We start from the raw sequence: 25,577 nt of genomic DNA on the forward strand, positions 1-25,577 counted from the left end.
CATATACAGGACCTTAAGAAAACACTTCATTTGAAATTCCTTCTAAGGTCCTGTTCTGTATCGATTTTCGCTGCTTGGTTCGACGGGCATTTTTCGCCAAGTAAACGGCAGCCCATTCCAGACGCTCTCTTATTTCCACCAACACCCGATGAGCCACCGCTTCCAATAACGGGAACCACCAGGTTCCGCTATTTTTCGCCGCTTTCAGTGTGGATAAACCGTCCCCCATCAGCGTCTGAGCTACCCGTCTTTTCATCACCAGCGACAACAGGCTGGCCCACACCAGCCCCTCGGCAATGGCTTTCTGACCTGTCACAAAGCCCTTGAGCCGGTTGTGCGACTTCCACTCCTTAAACAGCAGCTCCACCTGCCAACGACAGCGGTACAGGCTCATCACCCGCTCTGCTGGCCATGCCTCTCGTGGCAGATTGGTCATCCAGATACAGAACCGTTTCTCCTCGGCAAACCAGCGTCGGATCAGCCGATACTCGAACTTGCCCGATTTCACCACCATATCCAGTACCTCTGCCCGACAGTGCCGCCGTCCAGCATCCTTGAGTGACAGGCCCGCCAGCTTCGGCACTTCCCGTTCGTCACCGCGCCATGCCCGGATAATCTTCGGGTTCAGGCTCTTACTACCCCTGACCAGATAGAAACCGCCCGCCTCGTTTAGTTTCGCAAAGTAGGCCATATCGATGTAACCCGCGTCCGCCAACAGCAGGCTGTTATTGAGCCGCTCGGGCTCAGGCAGGAACTGGCGCTCTGACGCCGTATCGGCAGAGACCTGCATGCAAACTGGACTTTGCTCCAATAGAGACATGAGCATATGACACTCGATTGCCGCCGGGCTAATGGTCTTGAACCTTCCCGGAAACACTTCGGCCAGGCTTTTGTGGACGGCAAAGGAAGTACCATCCTGCAACAACACCTGTTTGAATGCGCCAAGGGATGCAGTCTTCATCTGTTGGCCGATACGCAAGGCGATAGCCCGTTCAACCAGCGCCTTCATGAACAGGGCGAACGACGCTTTGCGCAACTGGTTGTGAAAGGGCTTGTAGGAAACCTGATGGGCATCAACCAGTTGCAAGGCATTGAAATGATGGTGCAATCCAGCGATACCATCGACCTGGTCGCAGCCAAGTGCCCGCAAGAGTGCAGTCACCAGCATGGCAGGCGTAATGGCTCGTTTGCGCAAGCAAAATTGGCAGTCACGGGCAATGCGGTCGAGTTCGGCAGGAGAGAGAAGTTGCTCAAGATAGTGGTTGGCATCGATAATGGTCATGGCTTCGTGCGTGGCGGTTTTGTTTGGCGATAAAATCAGATCACAATCGAAGCCATTTTTATATCTATTTCAATTGGTTGCTGCTAAAGATCCTGTACATGAGAGCGCACTTCCTTCGGTATCAATTTCAGACCCTTTTTGAACATGCTGTAGGGGGTTTGACCCTCCATCATCCTGCCCTGATGTGGCCGCTGGGTGTTGTAGTGATCCAGATAGCTGTCCAGGTCTGTCTGCATCTGCTCCACTGATTCATACCAGGTCGTCCTCCCCTTGATACGGAAGTGTTCATCCAGCAGGGTGCGATGTAGCCGCTCGATAAAGCCGTTGCTCTGCGGCCTGCGTACCTTGGTGGTCCGGTGCTCAATCCCCTCCAGTTGCAGGAACAGCTCGTAGGGATGATGGTCAGGGCGCCCGCAGAACTCGCGCCCATTGTCCGACAGGATGGTATAGACCCGTGCCTCATGAGCCTCGAAGAACGGCAGCACCGTTTCGTTGAGCACATGGACCGACGTCACCGGCAGCTTGCTGGTGTAGAGCCGTCCCCAGGCGTGGCGGCTGTAGCAATCGAGCACGGTTTGCAGATACACCTTGCCCACCCCCTTGAGTGCACCGACGAAGAAGGTGTCGACCGCCACCAGTTCCCCGGTGTAGTGGACCTCAATCTGGCGTTCGCGAAACTCGGGGCTGAAGCGCTCTAACAGGCGAATTTGCTCGTCATTGAGTTCAATGGTCTGCTCCCGGTGGGTTTTCTCGAGGCGCAACAAACGGTCGTGTTTAGAGAGCAAGTCATGACGTTGCCACACGCCACGCACACCGCCTGCACTGACGTTGATACCCTGCAAAGCCAGTTCTTGCACGACCCGCAGCGGGCCATGGGTTGGTCTGGTGAGAGAGTAATCGAGGATAGCCTGTTCAATCTCGGGAGCGACCCGGTTGGGATGCGCCCCTTTACAGCCGGGGAGTTTGTCGAGCAAGCCCTCAGCCCCATAGGTCTGGTAGTTACGGCGAATCTCGTAGAACTGCTGGCGGCTGTAGCCGATGAGCTTGCAGGCTTTGCTGACGTTATTGAGCTCTTTGGCGAGCTCTAGCAGGCTGAGTTTACGACGTGCTACTTTCTCGTTGGTGGTCATACGGTGACTCCGGATAACACGGTAGGGGTACCGTTTTGTTATCCGGTTTGAAGCCGTATGACCACTCCCTTTTGTGGGCAACTGTCAGGTAAATACCATCTCCATACAAATTACCCTTCCTGATTTTCCCCGGCTGCCGGCTCGGCGCCGGCGACGGGTTCAATCTCGATGCGATCGACCCGCTGCAAACCGCGGGGCAGTTTGGCGCCACGGCGGCCGCGCTCGCCGCGGTAGTAGTCAAGATCAGCTGGTTTTAGGGTGAGCTTGCGCTTGCCGGCAAACAGGGTGACCGACTGGCCCTGGGGGATGACGGCGGCCATCACCATAAACTCCTCCCGCGCCTTGACGCGCGCCGACGGGATGCTGATGAGCTTGTTGCCCTTGCCCTTGCCGAGTACCGGCAGGGTATTGAGCGGGAACAGCAGCATGCGCCCCTCGTTGGAGATGGCCATGCAGAGATCCGTGTCCGGCGCGCCTATCCTCTGGGGCGCCATGACGATGCCCCCTTCCGGCACGGTCAGCAGCGCCTTGCCGTTCTTGTTTTTACCGATCAGGTCGTCATATTTGCAGACGAAGCCGTAACCGGCGTCGGAACAGATGAGGTACGGCTCGCCTTCATTGCCCATCACCAGATGGCGTACCTCTTCGCCGGCCCCCAGCGCGAAGCGGCCGGTGAGCGGCTCGCCCTGACTGCGGGCCGACGGCAGAGTGTGAGCCTCCAGCGAGTAGGTTCTCCCCAGGGTGGAGAGGAACACCGCCTGCTGGTTGCTACGGCCATGGGCGTGGGCCAGATAACCGTCCCCCGCCTTGTAGGAGAGGCCCTCCACATCCACGTCGTGACCCTTGGCGGCGCGCACCCAGCCCTTGTCGGAGAGGATCACGGTCACCGGCTCACTCGGGGTGAGCTCCTTCTCGGTCAGGGCCACGGCGGTGGCGCGCTCCACCAGCGGGGTACGGCGATCGTCGCCGTACTTCTCGGCATCCGCCAGGATCTCTTTCTTCAGCAATGTGCTGAGACGGCGCTCGGAACCCAGGATCAGTTCCAGCTTGTCGCGCTCTTCCGCCAGTTCGTTCTGTTCGGCGCGCAGCTTGAACTCTTCGAGCTTGGCCAGGTGGCGCAGTTTCAGCTCGAGGATCGCCTCGGCCTGGGTTTCGCTGATGTTGAAGCGCTCCATCATCACCCGGCCCGGCTCCTCCTCGGTGCGGATGATCTCGATCACCTCGTCGATGTTGAGATAGGCGATGAGCAAACCTTCGAGGATGTGCAGGCGGGCCAGCACCTTGTCGAGGCGATACTGCAGGCGGCGGCGCACCGTCTCACGGCGAAAACTCAGCCACTCGGTGAGGATGGTCTTGAGGTCTTTGACCTGGGGCCGGTTGTCCAGACCCAGGATGTTGAGGTTGACCCGGTAGTTCTTCTCCAGATCCGTGGTGGCGAACAGGTGGGCCATCAGCCCCTCCACATCCACCCGGTTGGAGCGCGGCACGATCACCAGACGGGTCGGGTTCTCGTGGTCCGATTCATCCCGCAGATCGGTGACCATGGGCAGCTTTTTGGCCACCATCTGGGCGGCAATCTGCTCCATGATCTTGGCGCCTGAGGCCTGATGGGGCAGCGCGGTGATGACAATGTCGCCATCTTCTTCGCTCCACACCGCCCGCTGCTTGATGGAACCCTTGCCGGTCTCGTAGATTTTGCGGATATCGTCGCGCGGGGTGATGATCTCGGCGTTGGTCGGGTAGTCCGGCCCCTGAATGTGCTGCATCAACACATCGAGCCCCGCATTGGGGTTGTCGAGCAGCTCGGCACAGGCGTAGGCCACTTCCCGCGCGTTGTGGGGCGGGATATCGGTCGCCATGCCCACCGCGATACCGGTCACCCCGTTGAGCAGGATGTGCGGCAGGCGGGCAGGCAGCACCACCGGCTCCTTCATGGTGCCGTCGAAGTTGGGCGTCCACTCCACCGTGCCTTGCCCCAGCTCGGAGAGCAGCAGCTCGGAGAAGCGCGACAGCCGCGCTTCGGTATAACGCATGGCAGCGAAGGATTTGGGATCGTCCGGCGCACCCCAGTTGCCCTGACCATCCACCAGCGGGTAGCGGTAGGAGAAGGGCTGGGCCATCAGCACCATGGCTTCATAACAGGCGCTGTCGCCGTGGGGGTGGTACTTACCCAGCACGTCACCCACGGTACGGGCAGACTTCTTGTGCTTGGAGAGCGCCGACAGCCCCAGCTCGCTCATGGCGTAGATGATGCGCCGCTGCACCGGTTTGAGGCCATCGCCAATATGCGGCAAGGCCCGATCCATGATGACGTACATGGAGTAGTTCAAGTAAGCCTGTTCGGTAAAGGTGCGCATTGGCTGGCGCTCTACCCCGTCCAGACTGAGCTCGATAGCATCACTCATGTGATTTTCTCTTTCGGTTCGGGAGCCGCCACAGGGCGACTCCGGCTAAATGCTTGCCGGCCCCGACAGGGCCGGCCGACGGCTTAGATGATGGCGAGGTTCCCCTTCTCCTCTAACCACTCGCGGCGATCGCTCGCCCGCTTCTTGGCCAGCAGCATATCCATCAGTTGCAGGGTCTCGTCAGCCGCATCCCCTTCGCTCTCCCCTGCCGGCTCCATGGTGAGCTGCACCAGACGGCGGGTGTTGGGATCCATGGTGGTTTCCCGCAGCTGTTTCGGGTTCATCTCACCCAGACCCTTGAATCGGGTCACCATCACCTTGCCCTTCTTCTTCTCGGCTTCGACCCGCTGCAGCACGCCGTTCTTCTCGTCCTCGTCGAGGGCGTAGTAGACCTCTTTACCGATATCGATCCGGTAGAGGGGCGGCATGGCGACATAGACGTGCCCCTTCTCCACCAGCGTGCGGAAGTGCTTCACAAAGAGGGCACAGAGCAGAGTGGCGATGTGCAGACCGTCCGAGTCCGCATCCGCGAGGATGCACACCTTGCCGTAGCGCAGGCCGCTGAGATCCTCGGAGTCGGGGTCGAGCCCGATGGCGACCGAGATATCGTGCACTTCTTGCGAGGCGAGCACCTGACCGGCCTCCACCTCCCAGGTGTTCAGGATCTTGCCGCGCAGGGGCATGATGGCCTGAAACTCGCGATCCCGCGCCTGCTTGGCGCTGCCGCCTGCGGAGTCCCCCTCCACCAGGAACAGCTCCCCCTGCATAGGGTCGGCGCAGTTACAGTCGGTCAGCTTGCCGGGCAGCGCCGGGCCCTGGGTAATCTTCTTGCGCACCACCGTCTTGGCGGCGCGCATCCGGCGCTGGGCGCTGCTGATACAGATCTCGGCGATCTGCTCCGCCAGCTCGGTGTTGCTGTTCAGATAGAGGCTGAAGGCATCCTTCACCACGCCGGAGACAAATGCCGAGCTCTGGCGCGAGGAGAGGCGCTCCTTGGTCTGACCGGCGAACTGCGGATCCTGCATCTTGATGGAGAGGATGTAGGCGCAGCGATCCCAGATATCTTCCGGAGTCAGCTTGACCCCCCGCGGCAACAGGTTGCGGAACTCGCAGAACTCGCGCATGGCGTCGAGCAGTCCCTGACGCAGACCGTTGACATGGGTACCGCCCTGCGCGGTGGGAATGAGGTTCACATAGGATTCGGCGAGGCATTCGCCCCCTTCCGGCAACCAGCAGAGCGCCCAGTCCACCGCCGACTGTTCGGTACTGAACGCACCGACGAAGGGCTGCTCCGGCAGGCAGGTGAACTGCTTGACCGCATCGATCAGATAATCCTTGAGGCCATCTTCGTAGCACCACTCCAGCTTTATGCCAGTGTTCTTGTCGAGGAACTTGATAGTGAGGCCGGGACAGAGCACCGCCTTCGCTTTCAGCAGGTGTTCCAGCTTGGTGACCGAGAATTTGGGCGAATCGAAGTAGCTCGCCTGCGGCCAGAAGCGCACCCGGGTGCCGGTGTTGCGGCGACCGCAGGTGCCGGTGATGGTCAGCTCCTGCACCTTCTCGCCACGCTCGAAGGCGATGTCGTAGACCTGACCATCGCGACGTACCGTCACCTCGACCCGATCGGAGAGGGCGTTTACTACCGAAATACCCACCCCGTGCAGACCGCCGGAGAACTGGTAGTTCTTGTTGGAGAATTTGCCGCCCGCGTGCAGCTTGCAGAGGATCAGCTCCACCCCGCAGACCCCCTCTTCCGGGTGGATATCGACCGGCATGCCGCGGCCGTCGTCGATCACTTCGAGGGACTGGTCTTCATGCAGGATCACCTCCAGATTGCGGGCGTGACCCGCCAGCGCTTCATCGACGCTGTTGTCGATGACCTCCTGGCCGAGGTGATTGGGCCGGGTGGTGTCGGTATACATGCCGGGGCGGCGACGCACCGGTTCAAGGCCATTGAGGACCTCAATGGCATCCGCATTGTATTGAGTAGACATGGAGGGCCTTGCGAATTGACGTTTGGAGGGAATCTTAACTGCTAGGCGGGGGTAGAACAAACTCCCCGCACCGAAAGCTTGATCTGGAGAAGAACAAGCAGGGCGAGACCGCCCTTATTGACTCAAACCTGACTATAACCCGAGGAAACGGATGATCTGGGCGGGGTAACGCTCGAACGCCACGAAGGCGTGGTTGCCACCGCACTCCAGCGAGAGGCGGGCAAAGCGGTATTCATCCAGCGCCTTGCGATAGTCGAGCACCTCATCCCCCTGCTGTTGCAGGATCCAGAGTCGCTCCGGCGCCGTCACCGGTACCGCCAGTGCCCGCAGCTCATCCATATGTTCAGGCAGCAGTACATACTGCTCACCCGTATAGGGATTGGTCTGGGGGCCAAGGTAGTCACAGAGCAGCTCGTGCGGGCGCACCGCCGGATTGATCAGCGCGGCGCGGCAGCCGTACTGCTCGCTCACCCGGGTCGCCATAAAGCCACCAAGGGAACTACCCACGGCGCCGAGCTTGAATTCACTACCATAACGACGCTGCAGATCGGCAATGGTCTGTTCGATAGCCGCCCAGGCCGCCGCTGGCGTATTGGGCTGGGCCGGAATGATCACTTCGATGTCGGGCCGATTGGCGGCCACCCAGGCAGCCATCTGCTGCGCCTTGGCGGAGCCCGGTGAGGAGTTGAAACCGTGCAGATAGAGGAGAACCGACTTCATGGAGTGCTCTCCTCAATAACCGGTGGCGTTGGGGTCAGGCACAAACTGTCCCACCGGCAGGCGCCACACCTCGCTGGCCACCCGCCCATCCGGATAGAGGGTCAGATAGCGCCAGCCCGGGCCTGACTCGTCCAGCGCGAAGCCGTCGGATAGCGGTTTGAACTGAATGCAGGTGGAGGGGCTGGCAATCAGCCGTACCCCGCGGTGCACCTCGTCAAACTCCTGATGGACGTGGCCGAACAGGATGGTCTTCTGCTGCGGATGACGGGCCAGCACGGCGAACAGGTCGTCGGCATTCTTGAGATTATGCTGATCCAGCCAGGCGCAGCCCACCGGTACAGCCTGATGGTGCAGGGTGATAAGAGCGTGCCGATCAGGATATTGACGCAGGGCACGGTCGAGGGCGGCCAGCTGGTGATCGCCAATCATGCCGTGGGGTTTGCCGCGCACCTGGGTGTCGAGCAGGATCACCTGCCAGTGGTCGCCCACCAGCTGCTTGGATTCACTGATCCCGGCGGCATGGAGATATTCGGTCATCAGCGGGCTGTCATCGTGATTGCCCGGCAGCCAGTAGATGGGGCGGCCAAGAGGCGCCATCATGGAGGCGAAACGCTGATAGGATTCCGGGCTGTGATCCTGCGACAGATCGCCGGTCGCCAGAATCACCTCGTAGGGGTGTTCATTGGCCTGCACCTGTTCCAGCACGGCGGCCAGACTCTCTGCGGTGCGCACAGCCAACAGCCGCCCTTCGGCACTCGCGAAGAGGTGGGTGTCGGTAATTTGCAACAGGCGCACACTGCCGTCCTGCGCCTGGGGGAGCTCTGTTTCCAAAATCACGCTTCTTTTTATTTGTTCAACTGGAGATATTGATCGGGCTGGTACCATGTCTGAGACAAAATTTTAGCCATTCGGCCAGAAACAGATTTACCTGCTCCTTTTCGTCCCGCTGGTGCATCTTTTTATTGGGATAATCATAACGTGGTTGCAAACGGGAAATCTGTTGCGCTGCACACACTTCCGCCATCCGCACATCATGATACAAACGAATCTCTATCTGAGCTTGTAAATATTCGGGCAATTCGGGGTTGTGCTGGCTCAGGATCACCTGATTGGTGAAGCGACTCTCGCCAATGATGGTGAGCTGGAACTGCAGATCATTGCCGACCCGATAGCGGCGCTCGGCCCCGACTTCCCCATCTGGCGGCAGCAGTTTCATTAATGCCATGTAGTTGACCTCGCAGGTACGCTGCAAGGACATCAGATCAGGCACATAGCGCCTGCTCTGTTGCAGGGTCAGCGCCACCTCAGCGATCCGCCAGCCAGCGGGCGCGCAGCTCGCCATGGTTGAGGGCCAACCACTGCAGGGCAATGACCGAGGCCGCATTGTCGATGCGCCCCTCTTTGAGCCAGGCATAGGCCTGTTCGCGGCTCACCACGTGCACCCGGATATCCTCGCCTTCATCAGCCAGACCGTGCAGCCCCTCGGCCTTGCTGGCATCTACCTCGCCCACAAAGACCTCGATCCGCTCGGTGCTGCCGCCCGGGCTCACCAGATAGCTGATGGCATGCTCGCAGCGGGCCACCTCGATCCCGGCCTCTTCCACCGCTTCCCGGCGCACCACGTCTTCAGCGACCTCGCCTGGGTCTATGATGCCGGCCACCAGCTCCAGCAGCCAGGGGGTCGGGCTGGTCTCCATGGCGCCGATACGAAACTGCTCCACCAGCACTATCTGGTCGCGTACCGGATCATAGGGCAGCAGCGCGGCAGCATGGCCCCGCTCGAACAGCTCGCGCACGATGGGCTGGTTCCAGCCGCCCGCAAATAACCGATGCTGCAGACGATAGACATTCACCTTGAAGAAGCCGTTATATCCAGCTGATTTTTCAATGATTTTCACATCATCGGCGGCGTAATGCCGATCTTGCGGCAAGGGTTGCTGCGACATCCGGGGCTCCCGTCAGCTTGACTTGTATCAGTTTGACCATAAAATCCGAGGAACATGAATGAACGTTCATTCACTCGGCGTGCCATGGTAATGAGGGGTGGATTTTAGCAGCCACAGACCATTTGGCTAGGCGCGCGGGGAGAAAACTGCGTCCGGTTCTTGACGTTCCCGTCACCGGACCTGAGACTCTTAGCATTAAATTTTGCTTATAGTAGAGTGATTAAGCTGCAATCAAGCTTGGTCGGTGACAATATTTGCCTCTCCAGCAACCAGTTTGGGTTACTACATAAGGTTAAAACGATCTATGAAAAGAACACTTTTGTCAGTCATGGTGTTGCTGGGCGTCAGTGCCGGTGCCCATGCCGAAAACCTGCTCGACATCTACCAGCAAGCCCAGATCAAAGACCCGCAGTTGCTGCAGTCCAAAGCCGTTCGCGACCAGGCCTTCGAGAAGATCAACGAATCCCGTGCTCCTCTGCTGCCCCAGATCGATCTGGGTGCCGGGCTCAATTATCTGCAAAACAAGAACGATACCAATACCAATACCAACGCCAAGGGTGAGGTAAAGCTGTCTCAATCTCTCTATCGTCGCAGTGACTGGGTCAATCTGGATATCAGCGAGAAGCAGGCCACCCAGTCAGATGTCGCCTACAACCTCGAAATCCAGAGCCTGATGGTGCGCACCGCCAAAGCCTACTTTGATGTGCTCAAGGCGATGGATACCCTGGAGTTCGTCCGTGCCAACAAGGTTGCGGTAGAGCGTCAGCTGGAGCAAACCCAGCAGCGTTTCGAAGTGGGCCTGACCGCCATCACCGACGTCCATGAAGCTGAAGCCTCCCGCGACCAGGCGCTGGCTGACGAGATCAATGCCGAAAACTCGCTGGACAACAGCTACGAGACCCTGCGCGAGCTGACCGGTATCGATCACCGCAATCTGGACGTGCTGAACACCGATCGTTTCAGCCCGCAGAAGACCGCTTTCGGCTCCGACAAGTGGCTGGAGCTGGCGCTGGACAAGAACCTGCAACTGCACAGTGCCCGCATCAGCAAGGACATTGCCAAGGAGCAGATCGATCTGGCCAAAACCGGCCATGAGCCGACGCTGGATCTGGGTGCCGGACTGCAAACCAGCAATACCGATTACAAGCTGGATAGCATGCCGGGCGGCAATGACAATCAGGCCAATATCGGTCTGACCTTCAAGCTGCCCATCTACAGCGGTGGCGCCACCAGCTCCAAGGTGAAACAGGCTCAATACAACTACGTAGCGGCCAGTGAACTGCTGGAGAAGAACTTCCGCTCGGTGCAGAGCACAGTACGCTCCTCCTACAACAACGTGAACGCCAGCATCGGCTCGGTGCGCGCCTACAGCCAGTCTGTGGTCTCCGCCGACAGCGCCCTGAAGGCAACCGAAGCCGGTTACGAAGTGGGTACCCGTACCATCGTCGACGTGCTGGACTCTACTCGCAAGCTGTACGAGGCCAAGCAGAAGCTCTCCGAAGCCCGTTACAACTACATCCTCAATATCCTGAGCCTGAAACAGGCTGCCGGTATTCTGGAAGCGCAGGACCTGGTGGAAGTGAACCAGGGTCTGATGCCTGCCACGGCAAAAGCCAAAGGCTGATAGCCGCTATCGGACATGAAAAAGGCGACCGCAAGGTCGCCTTTTTGTTATCCGTATTTCTGTCGGCTTGCAGCCGCCGATAGTGAGCCCCGCCAGATTGCGGGGCCAGCAGAACGTTAGCCGCGCTCGCGGATCGTCTTGATGATGTCGGTGGTGGAGCAGCCATCCTCGAAGTTGAGAACCCGCACCTCGCCGCCATTGGCGGTCACCTCGGCGTAACCGGCGATATCTTCCGGCTTGTAGTCGCCGCCCTTGACCAACAGGTCGGGCAGGATTTCGGCGATCAGACGCTGCGGGGTATCTTCACCGAACGGCACAACCCAATCCACCGCGCCCAGCGCAGCCAGCACCGCCATGCGGCGCTCGGTCGGGTTGACCGGACGACCCGGCCCTTTCAGACGGCGAACCGACTCGTCGGTGTTGACCGCCACGATCAGGCGATCCCCCAGCTTGCCCGCGTTGGCCAGATAGGAGACGTGGCCGGCGTGCAGGATGTCGAAGCAACCGTTGGTCATCACCACCTTCTCGCCGCGCAGACGGGCGGCACGAACCGCCACTTTCAGCTGGGCTTCGGACATGACGCCGAAGCCTGTCTCCTGCTCGGTGTAGAGGGCATTGGCCAGCTCGACCGGGCTGACGGTAGAGGTACCCAGCTTGCCGACCACGATACCGGCAGCGGTATTGGCCAGTGCGCAGGCTTCGTCCAGGCTCTTGCCTGCCGCCAGCGAGGTGGCGAGGGTCGAGATGACGGTATCACCGGCACCGGTCACATCGTAAACCTCGTGGGCCTGAGCCGGCAGATGCAGCTCCGGCTGACCTTCGCGGATCAGGGTCATGCCGTTCTCGGAACGGGTGACCAGCAGGGCATCCAGCTCGAAACGCTTGACCAGACCCAGCCCCTTGGCGACCAGCTCCTCTTCGCTCTTCACCTTGCCCACCACGGCCTCGAATTCGGACATGTTGGGGGTCAGCAGGGTGGCACCGCGATACTTCTCGAAGTCGGTCCCCTTGGGGTCGACCAGCACCGGAATACCGGCGGCACGGGCGCGCTGGATCATGCCGGGCACGTCGTTGAGAGCACCCTTGCCGTAGTCGGAAAGGATCATCACGTCGCTATTCGGCAGCGCCTGCTCAACCTTGCTCATCAGCAGGGTGGCATCGACGGAGTGGAAGGGCTCTTCAAAGTCCAGACGCAGCAGCTGCTGGTTGCGGGACAGCACCCGCAGCTTGGTGATAGTCGGGAAGTCGGCCAGACGAACGAAATCACAGGCCACCTTGACGCCAGCCATCTGACCGGCCAGCGCATCGGCCGCTTCATCCTGACCGGTCAGGCCAAGCAGCACGGCGTGAGCGCCAAGGGCGGCAGAGTTGAGGGCCACGTTGGCCGCGCCACCGGGACGCTCCTCAATGTGTTCAACCTTGACCACGGGCACCGGAGCCTCGGGGGAGATCCGACCGGTAGGGCCATGCCAGTAACGGTCCAACATGACATCGCCAACGACCAGAACGCGGGCTTTTTCAAAATCGGGCAGGGTGATCTTCATCTGTATCGACTCTCAAAACCTGAAAAATCAGCGGGCGATTTTATCACACTCTTTTGTCCGGTGTAGAAAAAGCCGACCGCAGTTGCCGCCGCTGTCACGCTAACCGGACGCAGGCTACCCCTCTGACCAGCACACAGCCATTCGCCCCCGCCCCCCCTTTTCGGCTAGAATCCCCCGATTGTGTTTGCGAACAAGAGATTAGCCATGGCCCACGACAACGCTCCCCGCCTGGAGCCCCGCCTGTTTCATCCCCGTTACTGGGCCAGCTGGTTCGGCCTCGGCCTGCTCTGGCTGCTGACCCTGCTGCCGTGGCGTAGCCAGATGTGGCTGGGCCGTCAGCTCGGTCGTCTCGCCGCCAGGATATTGAAGTCCCGGGTCAAGATTGCCCGTCGCAATCTGGAGCTGGCGATGCCCGAGCTGACCCGAGATGAGCGGGAGAAACTGCTCAAGGCCAACTTCGAGAGCGTGGGCTGCGCCGTGTTCGAGGTGGGGATCGCCTGGTTCTGGCCAGACTGGCGGATGCGCAACCTGATGAAGGTGGAAGGGGAGGAGCACGTCATCGCCGCCATGGAAAAAGGTCAGGGCATGCTGCTGCTCTCCTGCCACTTCCTGACGCTGGAACTCAACGCCCGCTGTTTCGGGCTGGTGCGCCCCGGCGTGGGGGTCTATCGCCCCAACACCAATCCGGTGCTGGAGTATGCCCAGTACCACGGGCGCTGCGCCTCCAACAAATATCTGGTAGACCGGATGGACGTGAAGGGGATGATCAAGGCGCTGCGCAACGGTGACGCCCTCTGGTACGCGCCGGATCACGACTATGGCAGCCACGCCAGCGTGTTCGTGCCCTACTTCGCGGTAGAGCAGGCCGCCACCATCACCGGCACCGCCACCCTGGCGCGGGTGAAGAACACCGTCACCCTCCCCTGCTACAACATCCGCACCAGAGAGGGTTACACCCTGCATATCGGGGCACCGCTCGCCGACTACCCCAGCGGTGACGACATGGTCGATGCCGCCCGCGCCAACCGCGAGATTGAAGCCGCCGTGCGCAAGGCGCCGGAGCAGTACATGTGGCTCCATCGCCGCTTCAAGACCCGCCCCTCCTCCGAGGATACCGGCTTCTACTAAGCCGCTGCCCCGACAGGGCTCAGATCGCAAAAACCGACAAACCGCCTGCTGGCGGTTTGTTTTTATCTGCTATCAGCCCTGCGCGGCAAGCAAGCGCCCCGAACATCTGCCGCTCGATAACATCCTGCATGTTGGCGCCCATTCCCATCGGCCAGCAGCAAAAGAGACCTCATCACCGACCGTAAAAACTGAAAGCGGGTTACAAATTTATTGATTCATTGATAAGCAATGGAGTGTTTCGATAGATCCATCGTCACTACCCGCTGATGAGTGACTGAGTGATTTGTCCCATTCGAATACAAAAATTGAATTTGTGACGAAAGTCACCATTCAACAAGAGGGCCACAAAACAACTTTAGTGATTTGAGTCACAAAAAATGACCATGCAAAACAGAAAAGATCGAAATGTAGCCGAATTACAGCATGGGAATGTGATGCAGGTCACTGGTTATGGAGGAGGTATCGCTGGGTATCTGAGAGCTGGATCACAAGACACCCCGTTTTCAGCCTAATTTGATCGCAAGCTGGTAGATTGAAGTTGCTTAGACGACAGGGATGGAGGTTCGGCAAAACCGGCCATCCCGAACTACCACTTTTAATCAAACAGGCTTAAAACGGGGTCCCGACATGTTATCACCGGATACCAAAGTCAAGATACAGAATTTTGGACGCTTCCTGTCCAATATGGTCATGCCCAACATAGGCGCCTTTATCGCCTGGGGCTTTATCACCGCCCTCTTCATCCCCACCGGCTGGCTGCCCAATGAAACCTTGGCCAAGCTGGTCGGCCCCATGATCACCTACCTGCTGCCGCTGCTGATTGGCTACACCGGTGGCAAACTGATGGGCGGTGAGCGTGGCGGCGTGGTCGGTGCCATCACCACCATGGGCGTCATCGTGGGCACCGACATCCCGATGTTTATGGGCGCCATGATGGTCGGCCCGCTCGGTGGCTGGGCCATCAAGCGCTTCGACAAGGCGATGGACGGTCGCGTCAAGAGCGGCTTCGAGATGCTGGTCAACAACTTCTCCGCCGGGCTTATCGGCATGCTGCTGGCGATCCTCGCTTTCTTCGTGATTGGCCCCTTCGTCAAGGTGCTCTCCGGCCTGCTGGCCGGTGGCGTCGGCTTCCTGGTAGAAAACCACATGCTGCCGCTCACCTCCATCTTCGTCGAACCGGCCAAGATCCTGTTCCTCAACAACGCCATCAACCACGGCATCTTCTCGCCGCTGGGGATCCAGCAGGCCACCGAGCACGGCAGCTCCATCTTCTTCCTGATTGAAGCGAACCCGGGCCCAGGCATGGGCGTGCTGCTGGCCTACATTGTGTTCGGTCGTGGTGCGGCCAAGCAGTCCGCGGCTGGCGCCTCCATCATTCACTTCTTCGGTGGCATCCACGAGATCTACTTCCCGTATGTGCTGATGAACCCGCGCCTCATTCTGGCGGTGATCGCCGGTGGCATGACCGGGGTCTTTACCCTGACCCTGTTCAACGCCGGTCTGGTCTCCCCTGCCTCACCGGGCTCCATCTTCGCCGTGTTGTTGATGACGCCGAAAGCCTCCCTGATCGGGGTCGCCCTCTCCATCATCAGCGCGACTCTGGTCTCCTTCCTGGTCGCCGCCGTGTTCGTTCGCGCCCAGCAACCGGAAGCCGACGAGGCCGATGCCCTCGGTGAAGCCACCCGCAAGATGAAAGCCATGAAGGGCGGCAAGCCCGAAACCGCAGCGGCCAAGAAGCCGGGCGGCGAACTGATGGCGGTACGCAATATTGTGGTCGCCTGCGATGCGGGCATGGGTTCCAGCGCCATGGGCGCCGGCATGCTGCGCAAGCGGGTACAGGCCGCCGGGCTCGATATCAGCGTGACCAACCGCGCCATCGATCAGCTCGACGATCAGGTGGACTGGGTCATTACCCACAAGGATTTGACCGAACGGGCCCGTCGCCATGCGCCGCATGCCCACCACATCTCGCTCACCAACTTCCTCGACAACGGCCTCTATCAGGAGCTGGTACAGAGCCTGACTCAGGCCGCCAACGATGATGTCGCCAACCCGCAACTGCTGGTGGCGGCCAACGACGACAGCTATGAGCCGCAGGCAGCCGAAGTCTTTACCCTGAGCCGTCATGACGTGCATCTGGGACTGAAAGCGGACAACAAGGAGGCCGCCATCCTGACCGCAGGCCGACTGCTGGCGGAGCGGGGCTACGTGGCGCCCGACTACGTCAACGCCATGCTGGAACGTGAACAGCTGGTCTCCACCTACCTCGGCGAATCCATCGCCGTGCCGCACGGCACCATCGCCGCCAAGGAGTTTGTGAAGCGTACCGGCATCGTCATCTGCCAGTACCCGGCCGGGGTCGCCTTTGGCGAGGCTGCCGATGAGGTAGCACGGCTGGTGATCGGTATCGCCGCCCGCAACGACGAACACATGCAGGTGATAACCCGCCTGACCAATGCACTGGATGAACCCGGTCTCATCGACCGGCTGGCCAGCACCACGGATCCCCAGGCCTTCCTGGATCTGCTGGGTGCCGAACAGGCTGCGTAATCATCTTTCATCGTCTTTGGTTCAAGAGGTTAATATCATGAAAACATTGCATTTTGGTGCTGGTAACATCGGTCGCGGCTTTATCGGTAAAGTGCTGGCGGATGCCAGCCATCAGGTCACCTTCGCCGACGTCAACGACACCCTGATCGACCAGCTCAACCACCGTCAGGAGTACAAGGTCCATGTGGTGGGAGCGGATCAGAAACTGGATGTGGTGCGCAACGTGGCGGCGGTGAGCTCCGCCGGTCACGAGGTGATCGCCCGTATCATCACTGCCGATCTGGTCACCACGGCAGTGGGCCCCAACATTCTGGACAAGATTGCCAGTACCCTGGCCAAGGGGCTGCAGGCCCGTTTCGATGCTGGCAACCTGACTCCGCTCAACGTCATCGCCTGCGAAAACATGGTGCGCGGCACCAGCCACCTCAAGCGGGAGGTACTCAAGTACCTGCCGGTCGCGTATCATGCCACGCTCGAATCCTGTATCGGCTTCGTCGACTCGGCGGTGGATCGCATCGTGCCGCCCGCCGCGGCTGCCAACGATGATCCACTGGAAGTGACGGTAGAGAGCTTCAGCGAGTGGATCGTCGACCAGACCCAGTTCAAGGGGGAACTGCCACAGGTGGCGGGCATGGAGCCCACCGATAACCTGATGGCCTTCGTCGAGCGCAAGCTGTTCACCCTCAACACCGGCCACATCGTCACCGCCTACCTAGGTAAACTGCGGGGCTACCGCACCGTGCGCGAGGCGATCGAGGATCCGGTGATCCGCAGCAAGGTACGCCGCGCCATGGAGGAGAGTGGTGCCGTGCTGGTGAAACGCTACGGCTTCGACCCGCGCCTGCACGCCGCCTACATCGAGAAGATCCTGGCCCGCTTCGCCAACCCCTATCTGGTGGACGAGATTGACCGGGTCGGTCGTCAGCCGCTGCGCAAGCTGGCGGCGGGAGATCGACTGGTGAAGCCGCTGCTGGGCACCCTGGAGTACGGCCTGCCGAGCGATCAGTTGCAGGAGGGGATCGCCGCGGCGCTCCACTATCGCAATGCCGATGACCCGCAGGCGGTGGAGTTGCAAGCCCTGCTCGCGGAGCTTGGCCCGGCCAAAGCGCTGGCCCGCGTCACCGGACTGGATGAAGAGAGCGAGGTGGTTCGCGCCATCGTCGCCCGTTACGAAACCCTGTAATGACCCTGCTTGCGGCGCATTCAGCCACCACTGATAGCGCACCAAGCGCTTGAATGGCAAGGGAATGTGCCCCATATGATAAAAACCGGGAGAGAGGCCCACTCTCTCCCTGTCAGCTGGACCCAATGCACCTATGACCACACACCAGGAAGATGAAGTACTGGAACGACTGAACGAGCAGGATGGCCCCCGCGGCTTCTTTCTCGAAGCCGTGACCATCCTGGAAGAGGCGGTCGACTCCCTGATGCGACGCGCGTTCCGTCAGGAGGAGTATGCCGTCAAATACGCCATCGAACCCCTGCTCAACCAGAGCGGCCCCCTCGGCCAGCTGGAGGTGCGCCTCAAGCTCATCTTCGCCCTCGGCCTCATCTCCCTCGAGCGCTATCAGGATATCGAAGCCTATATCAAGATCCGCGACTTTCTGGTGCGCGACCCCAAGGATTACCGCTTCAGCGACAAGCCGATCCGCGATCTGCTCGACCGCCTGCACGGGGTCAATCAGGGCGGCATGATGAAGCTGGAGCCCCCCGCCAGCGAAGAGGATTGGGCCTTCTACCAGATGCAGCTCAACCGGCTCGATCAGATGGTGCGCTCCGCACTGGTACTGACGCTGGCCGACTGTGTCGGCGAGCTCCACAAGGAGAGCCCCATCTAATCCGGCCCCAAGGCCACCCCATCACCACGGTTGGCGTCTGGCTGGCGCCCTGCACACCACCGCCAGCCACCATGACGCCGACTGTCGCACATCTCCCCATCCCGGCCATGACGCCCGCTCCTTCGGGTGTCAATCTGACCAACTTAGCCACTACACTAGCTCCATACTCACTGCCTGAATCGAGGTCTGCATGATTGCCCTCTCTCTGGCCGGGATCGCCCTGGTCTCCGTGCTGGCCCAATGGCTTGCCTGGTCGCTGCGGGTACCCGCCATCCTGTTTCTGCTGCTCACCGGCCTGACTCTGGGCCCGGTCAGCGGCCTGCTCGACCCCGATGCCCTGCTCGGGGATCTGCTGTTTCCGCTGGTCTCCCTGTCGGTGGCCATCATCCTGTTCGAGGGGGCACTGACCCTCCATCTGGCCGAGCTCAAGGGGATCGGCAAGGTGGTGCGCAATCTCTGCTCCACCGGCATGCTGGTCAGTTTCGCCGTCATCGGCAGCGCCGGTTACTTCCTGCTGGGGCTGGACTGGCGGGTCGCCACCATGCTCGGCGCTGTGCTCGTGGTAACAGGCCCGACGGTGATCGCCCCCATGCTCAACGTGATCCGCCCCACCCGGGAGGTGGACCGTATCCTGCGCTGGGAGGGGATCGTCATCGACCCTATCGGTGCCCTGTTTGCAGTGCTGGTGTTCGAGGCGGTGCGCCTCGGCAGTCAGGGGGATCTCATCAGCCATACCCTGCTGGCGCTGGGCAAGACAGTGCTGGTCGGTTCCCTGATCGGGGTGGCGGCAGGCTGGCTCACCACCCTGCTCATTCGCAAGGACTGGCTACCGGTCAGCCTGCACAAGTTCGGCGTGCTGGCGCTGGTGCTGGTCACCTTCAGCCTCTCCAACTGGCTCAGCCACGAATCTGCCCTGCTGGCGGTGACCGTGTTCGGCATCTGGCTCGCCAATCAGGAGGGACTGGATCTGGAGGAGGTGCTGGCGTTCAAGGAGGATCTCGCGGTCATCCTTATCTCCAGCCTGTTTATCCTGCTGGCGGCCCGCCTCGATCTGGCCCAGCTCTGGCAACTCGGCCCCATGGTGCTGGCGCTGCTCTGCGTGGTGCAATTCGTGGCGCGTCCGCTCTGTATTCTGGTCTCGACCTGGGGCTCGGATCTCTCCTGGCGGGCTCGCGCCCTGCTGAGCTGGATCGCCCCGCGCGGCATAGTCGCGGCGGCGGTCAGTGCCTCGTTCGCCATCAGCATGCACGAGGCCGGCATTGCGGATGCCGACAAGCTGGTGCCGCTGGTATTTGCGGTGATCATCTCCACCGTGGTGTTGCAGAGCCTCACCTCGGCACCGCTGGCAAGCCTGCTCAAGATGCGCCAGAGCGCCCCCAATACCTGGCTCATCATAGGGGCCAACTCGGTGGCGCGAGCCATAGGCCGGGCGCTGGCGGATCAGGGTGTGCCGGTGCAACTCTGCGATCCCGCCTGGGAGTTCTGCAAACAGGCGCGGATGAGCAACCTGCCCTGCTACTTCGGCAACCCCCAGTCGGAACATGCCGAGCTGCACCTGCCGCTTACCAGCATCAGTACCGTGCTGGCACTCTCCCCCAACCGCCACAACAACGCCCTCGGGGTGCTGCACTTTGCCCACCTCTACGGCGAGGAGCAGGTCTACTCCCTGCGATCCAGCGAGCAGCACGGCAAGGCTAACCGGGAGAGCGCCACCTTTCGCGCTCGCCAGAACCTGTTTGGGCCCGATATCAACTATGCCCGCTTGAGCGGCCTGCTGAGCCGGGGCGGCCAGATCAAGGCGACCCGCCTGAGCGAGGCGTTCGACTGGGCCCAGTATCAGGTCGCCAATCCCGGCGCCATCCCGCTGTTCATCATGGATGGCAAGGGCAAGCCCCAGATCGTCACCGGCCCCGTCACCCCGCAGGCGGGTGAGCTGCTGATCGCCCTGCAGCCGCCCAGAGAGCAGGGCGCCGAATGAACGAAGCCAACCACAATCCGCTGCTCGCCCCTCTGCTGGTGCTATTGCAACAGGCGGCGGGCAGCTACAAGGTGCATGAACTGATGGCCGCCCTGCGCCAGCAGGGGGCGATCCCCCGGCTGGCCGACGACGAGCAGTTGCAGCTGTTTCGGGTCAACTTTCTGATCATGAACGCCCTCTACCAGTTGCAGGCCGAGCTCTGGCAAGAGGGATGGTGGCTGGTGATCAGCACCCTGGATATCCGGCTCGAACCGCTGGCCGGGAACCAGGAGGTCAACCACGGCTTTGCCCTTGGCGAAAATCTGCGTAGCTACTATCTCGACTGGCAGGTGTTCTGGCAGACCGATCGTGCCGAAGTTGAGGCCCTGCTCAACCGCTTCTGGCGCGCTTACGACGGTGAGGGGCACAAAGCCGAGGCGTTGGCACTGTTCGAGTTGAATGAAGGGGCGAGTCAGGAGGCGATCCGCCGCCGCTGGCGGGAGCTGGCATTGCAGCACCATCCGGATCGGGGCGGCAATGCCGAGACCTTTATCCGCATCCGCTGGGCATGGGAGGTCCTGCGGGGATGATCCCGTTGCCGCATATAAAGGGCAGGCATAGACTGGAGCTGGATATTCCCCACAGGAGAGCATCATGACAGTCAGTGAACTTCGTAAGCTCTATCAGCAACAGATCCTGCAAGAGGCTGAAATACTCCACGATGTGGCTATTCCCGGCTGGCTCATCGAATTCAGAGGCAAGGATGGCGCCCTCTACGAGCTGACCGACACCCTCGGCTGCCCGGTCAGCTTCGGCACCGTCGAGCAGGCCCGCGAACATCTGCATCAGGTGGCCGACTGCCCGGTTCAGGTGGAGCACCTCTACCGCTTCTTCGAACGCTAGCGCCATCCACCACACACTAAAAAGGCTCCCGAGGGAGCCTTTTTGTTATCCCGGTTGCTTTCTATTCCGGTTGCAGCGGTTCCGCCACCTTGCCCTCCAGCTTTCTTACCGGCTTTTGCAGGATCAGGTTGGCCGGATAGGTGACCAGATCGCCGTTGTCATCACGCACCCGCACATAGAAGAGACCAATCTCGGTGATGACGCCAGTGACCGAATCATCCTTGTCGAGGATACGGATCCGGTCGCCAATCTTGTAGGGGAAGGCGAAGAAGATGGTGATGCTGGCGGTGATGTTGGAGAGGATCGACCACTGGGCGACCATGGCGACCCCCAATACCGCAAAGAAGGAGGAGGCGAGCACCACCAGTCGGGAGAAGTCGAGCCCCCACACCCCGGCCAGTACCAGCAAGGTGGCGCAGCCGAGCAGGAAGTGGAACACATGGGCCACGTAGAGCACCCGGTTCTCGCTCACCTGCCTGCTCTCGCCGAGCGCCAGCAGGCTCTTGTGAATCAGCCGCCGGATCAGGGTATGCCCCAGCAACAGCAGCAGGGTCAGGCCAATTGATTGCCACATGGGTTATGCCTCCTTACCACCAGCGCCGATGCTTGAGCCAGATAGCCAGCCCGCTGGCCAGCGCCACCAGCGAACCACAGAAGACCCAGAAGGCAGTCGGATTCTCGGCCCCGGGGATACCGCCAAGGTTGATGCCAAACAGGCCGGTCAGGAAGCTGGCGGGCAAAAAGAGCAGCGCCATCACCGACATCTGGTAGGCGCGGCGGTTGGTCGCCTCCGCCATCAGATTGTTGATCTCGTCTGCCAGCACGGCGGTGCGAGCCACCCCGGCATCGAGGTCATCGAGCCAGCGCCGCAGTCGATCGGCGATATCGAGCAGACGACGGCGGTCATCCTCATCCAGCCAGCTGATCTTCTCGTTGGCAAGGCGCGCCACCAGATCCCGCTGCGGCGAGAGGTAGCGGCGGATCATGATGAGCTGCTTGCGGATCAGCGCCAGCCGGCCATTGGCGGGCATGTCGCGCATCAGCACCATCTCCTCCAGATCGAGGATCTTGTCGTGCAGCTCCTCGACAAACTCCCCCGCCCGATCGGTCAGGGCATCGCAGATCTCCACCAGCCAGTCGGCCGGGGTATCGGCGCCCCCCCCCAGCTTGAGCTGGTTGAACACATCCTGCTCGGAGAGCAGCGGACGACGACGGCTGCTGATGATGAGATCCGGGGTGATGAAGATGCGCAGCGCCACCATCTCTTCGGGCCTGTGATCCTTGTTGTGGTTGATGCCACGCAGGATCAGCAGCACCGTCTCCCCCATCCGCACCAGCTTGGGACGATTGCTCTGGCCGAGCAGCGACTCCCTGGCCGCCTCGCTGAGCAAGGGGGTCTGCAACAGCCAGCGCGCCGAATCGGGATTGCCGTAATCCAGATGCAGCCAGCCGGGATGTGCCGCCGGGACTTCGCTTCCCGCCGTCAGCGGCGCCATGCCACCCTTGCCATCCAGGGTCAGGGCATAAATCACTTCACCGGGCACCCGATCCATCTCGTCTCCTTCTCGTTTCATGTGCAGGCCCCAGCTTACACCAAAGGCTGGGCCGACTCAGCCCCGCGCCGGGAAGGGGAGGCCTGTGTTAACATGCCCGCTCTCGTTTTCCATCCGCTTTCACTACAGGAAACCATGCCATGCCCATCTGGGTTGATGCCGATGCCTGCCCCATTCCGGTCAAGGAGATCCTCTACCGCGCCGCCCACCGCGCCCAGGTCGTCACCACCCTGGTGGCCAATCAGGGGTTGCGGGTGCCCCCCTCGCCCTTCATCAAAACCCAGCAGGTGGAGAAGGGATTCGATGTGGCAGATCATGTCATCGCCCAGCAGGTTCAGCCCGGCGATCTGGTGATCACCGGTGATATTCCCCTCGCCTCCTGGGTGATCGATGCCGGTGGCGAGGCGCTCAACCCCCGCGGCGAGATCTACACCCGCGAAACCATCAAGGCACGGCTCGGCATGCGCAACTTTATGGAAGAGCTTCGCTCGGCCGGCGTGCAGACCGGCGGCCCGGCCCCCTTCAATGCCGCTGACAAACAGCGCTTCGCCAACGCCCTCGACAAGTGGCTGGTCAAAGGCAAGCTGTAAAGAGACCCTAAAGGCGCCCTGCTTGGGCGCTTTTTCGCCGTAACATCCTGATTTTTAAAATAAGAGCTGACCACAACCGTCAGGCTGGTAAGATGCGCCGCCATCTTGTCCACGCCGTAATCATCATGACCGCCCAAGGGCACCTGCTCTTCTCCGTTACCTGCACCCTGATCGCCCATAAACTGCAGCTCACTCCGGCGCTGGCCGATACCAGCCTGTGGCAGACCATCCCTGCTGCGCTGGCCAGCGCCCTGTTGCCCGACCTCGACCACCCCAAATCGGTGCTGGGGCAGCGCCTGCCGTGGCTCTCGAAACCTCTGTCGCGGCTGTTCGGCCATCGCGGCTTCACCCACAGTCTGCTGGCAGTCGCCGCCGCTGTCTGGGGGCTGAACCAGAGCCTGCCGCCGGGCACCCTGCCCATGGGGGTCAAGGATGCGCTTATCGTCGGCTACCTCAGCCATCTGCTGGGGGACTGGCTCACCCCGGCGGGCATTCCGCTCTTCTGGCCCATCAAGCGCCGTTACCGCCTGCCGGGCTGGCCGCTGCGCAGTGGCGGCGCCATCGAAACCGGCTTTTGCACCCTCACCCTGCTGGTTGCCGGCTGGTGGTGCGGCTGGCGCCTGTAGGCCAGAAACGAAAAAGCCCCTGACGAGGTCAGGGGCTCAAACCGTGGCGGGTGCCGCCAGAGGATCAGATCATGATGCCTGCGATAACAGCAGAGAGCAGGCTGACCAGGGTAGAACCGTAGACCAGCTTCAGACCGAAGCGGGAAACCATGTTGCCCTTCTCTTCGTTCAGCGCTTTTACCGCACCGGCGATGATACCGATGGAGCTGAAGTTGGCGAAAGAGACCATGAAGATGGAGAGGATGCCGACGGTGCGCGGAGAGAGCTCGGCAGCCACCTTGCCCAGATCCATCATCGCCACGAACTCGTTGGTTACCAGCTTGGTCGCCATGATGGAGCCCGCTTGCAGCGCTTCACCACTCGGGATGCCCAGGATCCAGGCGATCGGGTAGAAGAGGTAGCCCATGACGAACTGGAAGTTCACGCCAAATGCCATCTCGAACAGATAGTTGATCAGGGCAATCAGGGCGATGAAGCCCACCAGCATGGCACCCACGATCACGGCAACGGTGAAACCGGCCATGATGTACTCGCCCAGCATCTCGAAGAAGTTCTCTTTCTTCGGGGTGTGGTGCTCGTCACCTTCGGCAATGGCCTTGATGTCGGTCACGGAGTTATCCGGCTCGTAGGGGTTGATCAGCGAGAGCACGACGAAGGTACTGAACATGTTGAGCACCAGCGCGGCAACCACGTAGCGCGGCTCGATCAGCTGCATGTAGGCACCGACGATGGACATGGAGACGGTAGACATGGCAGTCGCAGCCAGGGTGTACATCTGCTTCTCGTTCAGGTGCGGCAGGATGTTCTTGAGGGCGATGAAGTTCTCGGATTGGCCGACGATCATCGAGCTGATGGCGTTGAAAGACTCCAGCTTGCCCATGCCGTTGATCTTGGCCAGCACGGTACCGATACCGCGGATCACCAGCGGCAGCAGGCGGATGTACTGCAGAATACCGATCAGCACGGAGATGAAGACGATGGGCATCAGCACCATCAGGAAGAAGGAGAAGGCCCCTTCGTTGACCAGACCACCGAACACGAAATCGGTACCCTGTTTGGCAAACTCCATCAACTTGGTGAAGCCGGCCGCAAAGCCACCCACCACCGCCAGACCCACTTCAGAGTTCAGCATGAACCAGGCCAGCGCCAGTTCGACCACCAGCAGTTGGCCGATATAACGCAGCTTGATCTGTTTCCAGTTGTGGCGGTTCGCCAGCAGAGAGAGAGCAAGGACCATCACCAGTCCGAGCACAAAGTGAACGTATTCCATACCTGTAGCACCTGAGTAAATTGTAATTTTTGACCGGCGCCATCATAGACATTTGCACATTTAAAAATCAGATAGCCATCACAATCCCGCGCAATATTATGGAGGCAGGATAATACAAACGTTTTTAAATTAATTGTGCAATGAACTGATATTAATCGCGCAACACAGATAACATAAATCCTTTTAAAACATAATGTTGAGTAGTGGTGGCGCCGTTTTCATATTCTTTGAAAATATTTAATCAGCATTTTCGCAACATTCCTTGTGGCGCAGTAACTGCTCGTAGAATATTTTCCAGTCATTATATTAAAATACTGAAAATAGAAAACGTTTATCCATGATAAATAATTAGATGTGTGTTTGAAAAATAGTCCTTATTTCATTGTCAGTGCTCGCCCGCGATCGGTTTGGCAACAAATGAACCTTTCATGGCCCCTAGTGACCAGCCGTTCAAAAATCCGCCACATCCGGTGCCACATTCTGGTATGATGCGCGGCCTTAGCGCTCGCGCATCCCC

Annotated in this window: 22 protein-coding genes; 10 read left to right on the forward strand and 12 right to left on the reverse strand. The window is 60.3% G+C overall.

The features are described from left to right. Positions 1-13: 13 nt before the first annotated feature. The 8 genes from AB5Y97_RS06540 to nudF form a co-directional block, all read right to left on the reverse strand. The gene (locus AB5Y97_RS06540; protein WP_041206016.1) at positions 14-1,282 is read right to left on the reverse strand and encodes an IS4-like element ISAeme4 family transposase; all 1,269 of its coding nucleotides are present in this window, start codon (positions 1,280-1,282) and stop codon (positions 14-16) included. A gap of 83 nt (positions 1,283-1,365) precedes the next feature. Next, entirely contained in the window at positions 1,366-2,412 is a 1,047-nt protein-coding gene (locus AB5Y97_RS06545; protein ID WP_368157385.1) for an IS481-like element ISAs19 family transposase, read from the reverse strand. A 110-nt stretch (positions 2,413-2,522) separates the two neighbouring features. Next, positions 2,523-4,817 (reverse strand): DNA topoisomerase IV subunit A, encoded by a 2,295-nt coding sequence (gene parC / locus AB5Y97_RS06550; protein WP_368157386.1) that lies wholly within the window; start codon positions 4,815-4,817, stop codon positions 2,523-2,525. 83 nt (positions 4,818-4,900) lie between these two features. Then, positions 4,901-6,811: a DNA topoisomerase IV subunit B gene (gene parE / locus AB5Y97_RS06555; RefSeq protein ID WP_368157387.1), complete on the reverse strand. Its 1,911-nt coding sequence runs from the start codon at positions 6,809-6,811 to the stop codon at positions 4,901-4,903. A gap of 132 nt (positions 6,812-6,943) precedes the next feature. Then, positions 6,944-7,531, reverse strand: a complete 588-nt coding sequence (locus AB5Y97_RS06560) for a YqiA/YcfP family alpha/beta fold hydrolase (RefSeq protein ID WP_159158138.1) — start codon at positions 7,529-7,531, stop codon at positions 6,944-6,946. A gap of 12 nt (positions 7,532-7,543) precedes the next feature. Beyond that, complete coding sequence (gene cpdA, locus AB5Y97_RS06565) at positions 7,544-8,362, reverse strand: 3',5'-cyclic-AMP phosphodiesterase (RefSeq protein WP_041202814.1); 819 nt, start codon at positions 8,360-8,362, stop codon at positions 7,544-7,546. Positions 8,363-8,384: 22 nt separating this feature from the next. Next, positions 8,385-8,834, reverse strand: a complete 450-nt coding sequence (locus AB5Y97_RS06570; RefSeq protein WP_005335899.1) for a DUF1249 domain-containing protein — start codon at positions 8,832-8,834, stop codon at positions 8,385-8,387. A 1-nt stretch (position 8,835) separates the two neighbouring features. Then, entirely contained in the window at positions 8,836-9,477 is a 642-nt protein-coding gene (gene nudF, locus AB5Y97_RS06575; protein WP_058057940.1) for an ADP-ribose diphosphatase, read from the reverse strand. A 304-nt stretch (positions 9,478-9,781) separates the two neighbouring features. Between nudF and tolC the strand changes: the two genes are divergently transcribed. Continuing rightward, positions 9,782-11,101 (forward strand): outer membrane channel protein TolC, encoded by a 1,320-nt coding sequence (tolC, locus tag AB5Y97_RS06580; RefSeq protein ID WP_236563475.1) that lies wholly within the window; start codon positions 9,782-9,784, stop codon positions 11,099-11,101. Positions 11,102-11,217: 116 nt separating this feature from the next. On the opposite strand, the gene hldE is transcribed toward tolC, so the two are convergent. Then, the gene (hldE, locus tag AB5Y97_RS06585) at positions 11,218-12,645 is read right to left on the reverse strand and encodes a bifunctional D-glycero-beta-D-manno-heptose-7-phosphate kinase/D-glycero-beta-D-manno-heptose 1-phosphate adenylyltransferase HldE (RefSeq protein WP_236322772.1); all 1,428 of its coding nucleotides are present in this window, start codon (positions 12,643-12,645) and stop codon (positions 11,218-11,220) included. Positions 12,646-12,849: 204 nt separating this feature from the next. Here hldE and lpxL point away from each other — a divergent pair, with 204 nt between their 5' ends. From lpxL to AB5Y97_RS06620, 7 genes are all read left to right on the forward strand, one after another. Continuing rightward, positions 12,850-13,773 (forward strand): LpxL/LpxP family Kdo(2)-lipid IV(A) lauroyl/palmitoleoyl acyltransferase, encoded by a 924-nt coding sequence (gene lpxL / locus AB5Y97_RS06590; protein WP_368157388.1) that lies wholly within the window; start codon positions 12,850-12,852, stop codon positions 13,771-13,773. Positions 13,774-14,400: 627 nt separating this feature from the next. After that, positions 14,401-16,323, forward strand: coding sequence for a PTS mannitol transporter subunit IICBA (locus tag AB5Y97_RS06595; RefSeq protein ID WP_368157389.1), 1,923 nt, complete (start codon positions 14,401-14,403; stop codon positions 16,321-16,323). 37 nt (positions 16,324-16,360) lie between these two features. Beyond that, entirely contained in the window at positions 16,361-17,506 is a 1,146-nt protein-coding gene (locus AB5Y97_RS06600) for a mannitol-1-phosphate 5-dehydrogenase (protein ID WP_047436917.1), read from the forward strand. Between the two features lie 133 nt (positions 17,507-17,639). After that, positions 17,640-18,161 (forward strand): MltR family transcriptional regulator, encoded by a 522-nt coding sequence (locus tag AB5Y97_RS06605; RefSeq protein WP_047436914.1) that lies wholly within the window; start codon positions 17,640-17,642, stop codon positions 18,159-18,161. 190 nt (positions 18,162-18,351) lie between these two features. Next, positions 18,352-20,139, forward strand: coding sequence for a cation:proton antiporter (locus tag AB5Y97_RS06610; protein ID WP_368157390.1), 1,788 nt, complete (start codon positions 18,352-18,354; stop codon positions 20,137-20,139). After that, the gene (locus AB5Y97_RS06615; protein WP_368157391.1) at positions 20,136-20,708 is read left to right on the forward strand and encodes a DNA-J related domain-containing protein; all 573 of its coding nucleotides are present in this window, start codon (positions 20,136-20,138) and stop codon (positions 20,706-20,708) included. Before AB5Y97_RS06610 ends, AB5Y97_RS06615 begins: the two co-directional genes overlap by 4 nt. A 64-nt stretch (positions 20,709-20,772) precedes the next feature. Next, positions 20,773-21,021 (forward strand): hypothetical protein, encoded by a 249-nt coding sequence (locus tag AB5Y97_RS06620; RefSeq protein ID WP_005363113.1) that lies wholly within the window; start codon positions 20,773-20,775, stop codon positions 21,019-21,021. A gap of 61 nt (positions 21,022-21,082) precedes the next feature. Here the strand turns inward: AB5Y97_RS06620 and AB5Y97_RS06625 are convergent, their stop codons facing one another. Both AB5Y97_RS06625 and zntB read right to left on the reverse strand, forming a co-directional pair. After that, positions 21,083-21,595 carry a mechanosensitive ion channel domain-containing protein gene (locus tag AB5Y97_RS06625; protein ID WP_368157392.1) on the reverse strand — a complete coding sequence of 171 codons (513 nt, stop codon included), beginning with the start codon at positions 21,593-21,595 and terminating at the stop codon, positions 21,083-21,085. Between the two features lie 13 nt (positions 21,596-21,608). Further along, positions 21,609-22,574 carry a zinc transporter ZntB gene (zntB, locus tag AB5Y97_RS06630; protein ID WP_005341467.1) on the reverse strand — a complete coding sequence of 322 codons (966 nt, stop codon included), beginning with the start codon at positions 22,572-22,574 and terminating at the stop codon, positions 21,609-21,611. A gap of 140 nt (positions 22,575-22,714) precedes the next feature. Between zntB and AB5Y97_RS06635 the strand changes: the two genes are divergently transcribed. Both AB5Y97_RS06635 and AB5Y97_RS06640 read left to right on the forward strand, forming a co-directional pair. Next, positions 22,715-23,164, forward strand: a complete 450-nt coding sequence (locus tag AB5Y97_RS06635; protein WP_005335916.1) for a YaiI/YqxD family protein — start codon at positions 22,715-22,717, stop codon at positions 23,162-23,164. Positions 23,165-23,289: 125 nt separating this feature from the next. After that, positions 23,290-23,790 (forward strand): metal-dependent hydrolase, encoded by a 501-nt coding sequence (locus tag AB5Y97_RS06640; RefSeq protein ID WP_368157417.1) that lies wholly within the window; start codon positions 23,290-23,292, stop codon positions 23,788-23,790. 64 nt (positions 23,791-23,854) lie between these two features. On the opposite strand, the gene AB5Y97_RS06645 is transcribed toward AB5Y97_RS06640, so the two are convergent. Continuing rightward, the gene (locus tag AB5Y97_RS06645) at positions 23,855-25,060 is read right to left on the reverse strand and encodes a NupC/NupG family nucleoside CNT transporter (protein WP_005363118.1); all 1,206 of its coding nucleotides are present in this window, start codon (positions 25,058-25,060) and stop codon (positions 23,855-23,857) included. Positions 25,061-25,577 lie beyond the last annotated feature (517 nt).

The sequence above is a fragment of the Aeromonas sp. R10-2 genome (assembly GCF_040908445.1).
Lineage (GTDB): Bacteria > Pseudomonadota > Gammaproteobacteria > Enterobacterales > Aeromonadaceae > Aeromonas > Aeromonas veronii.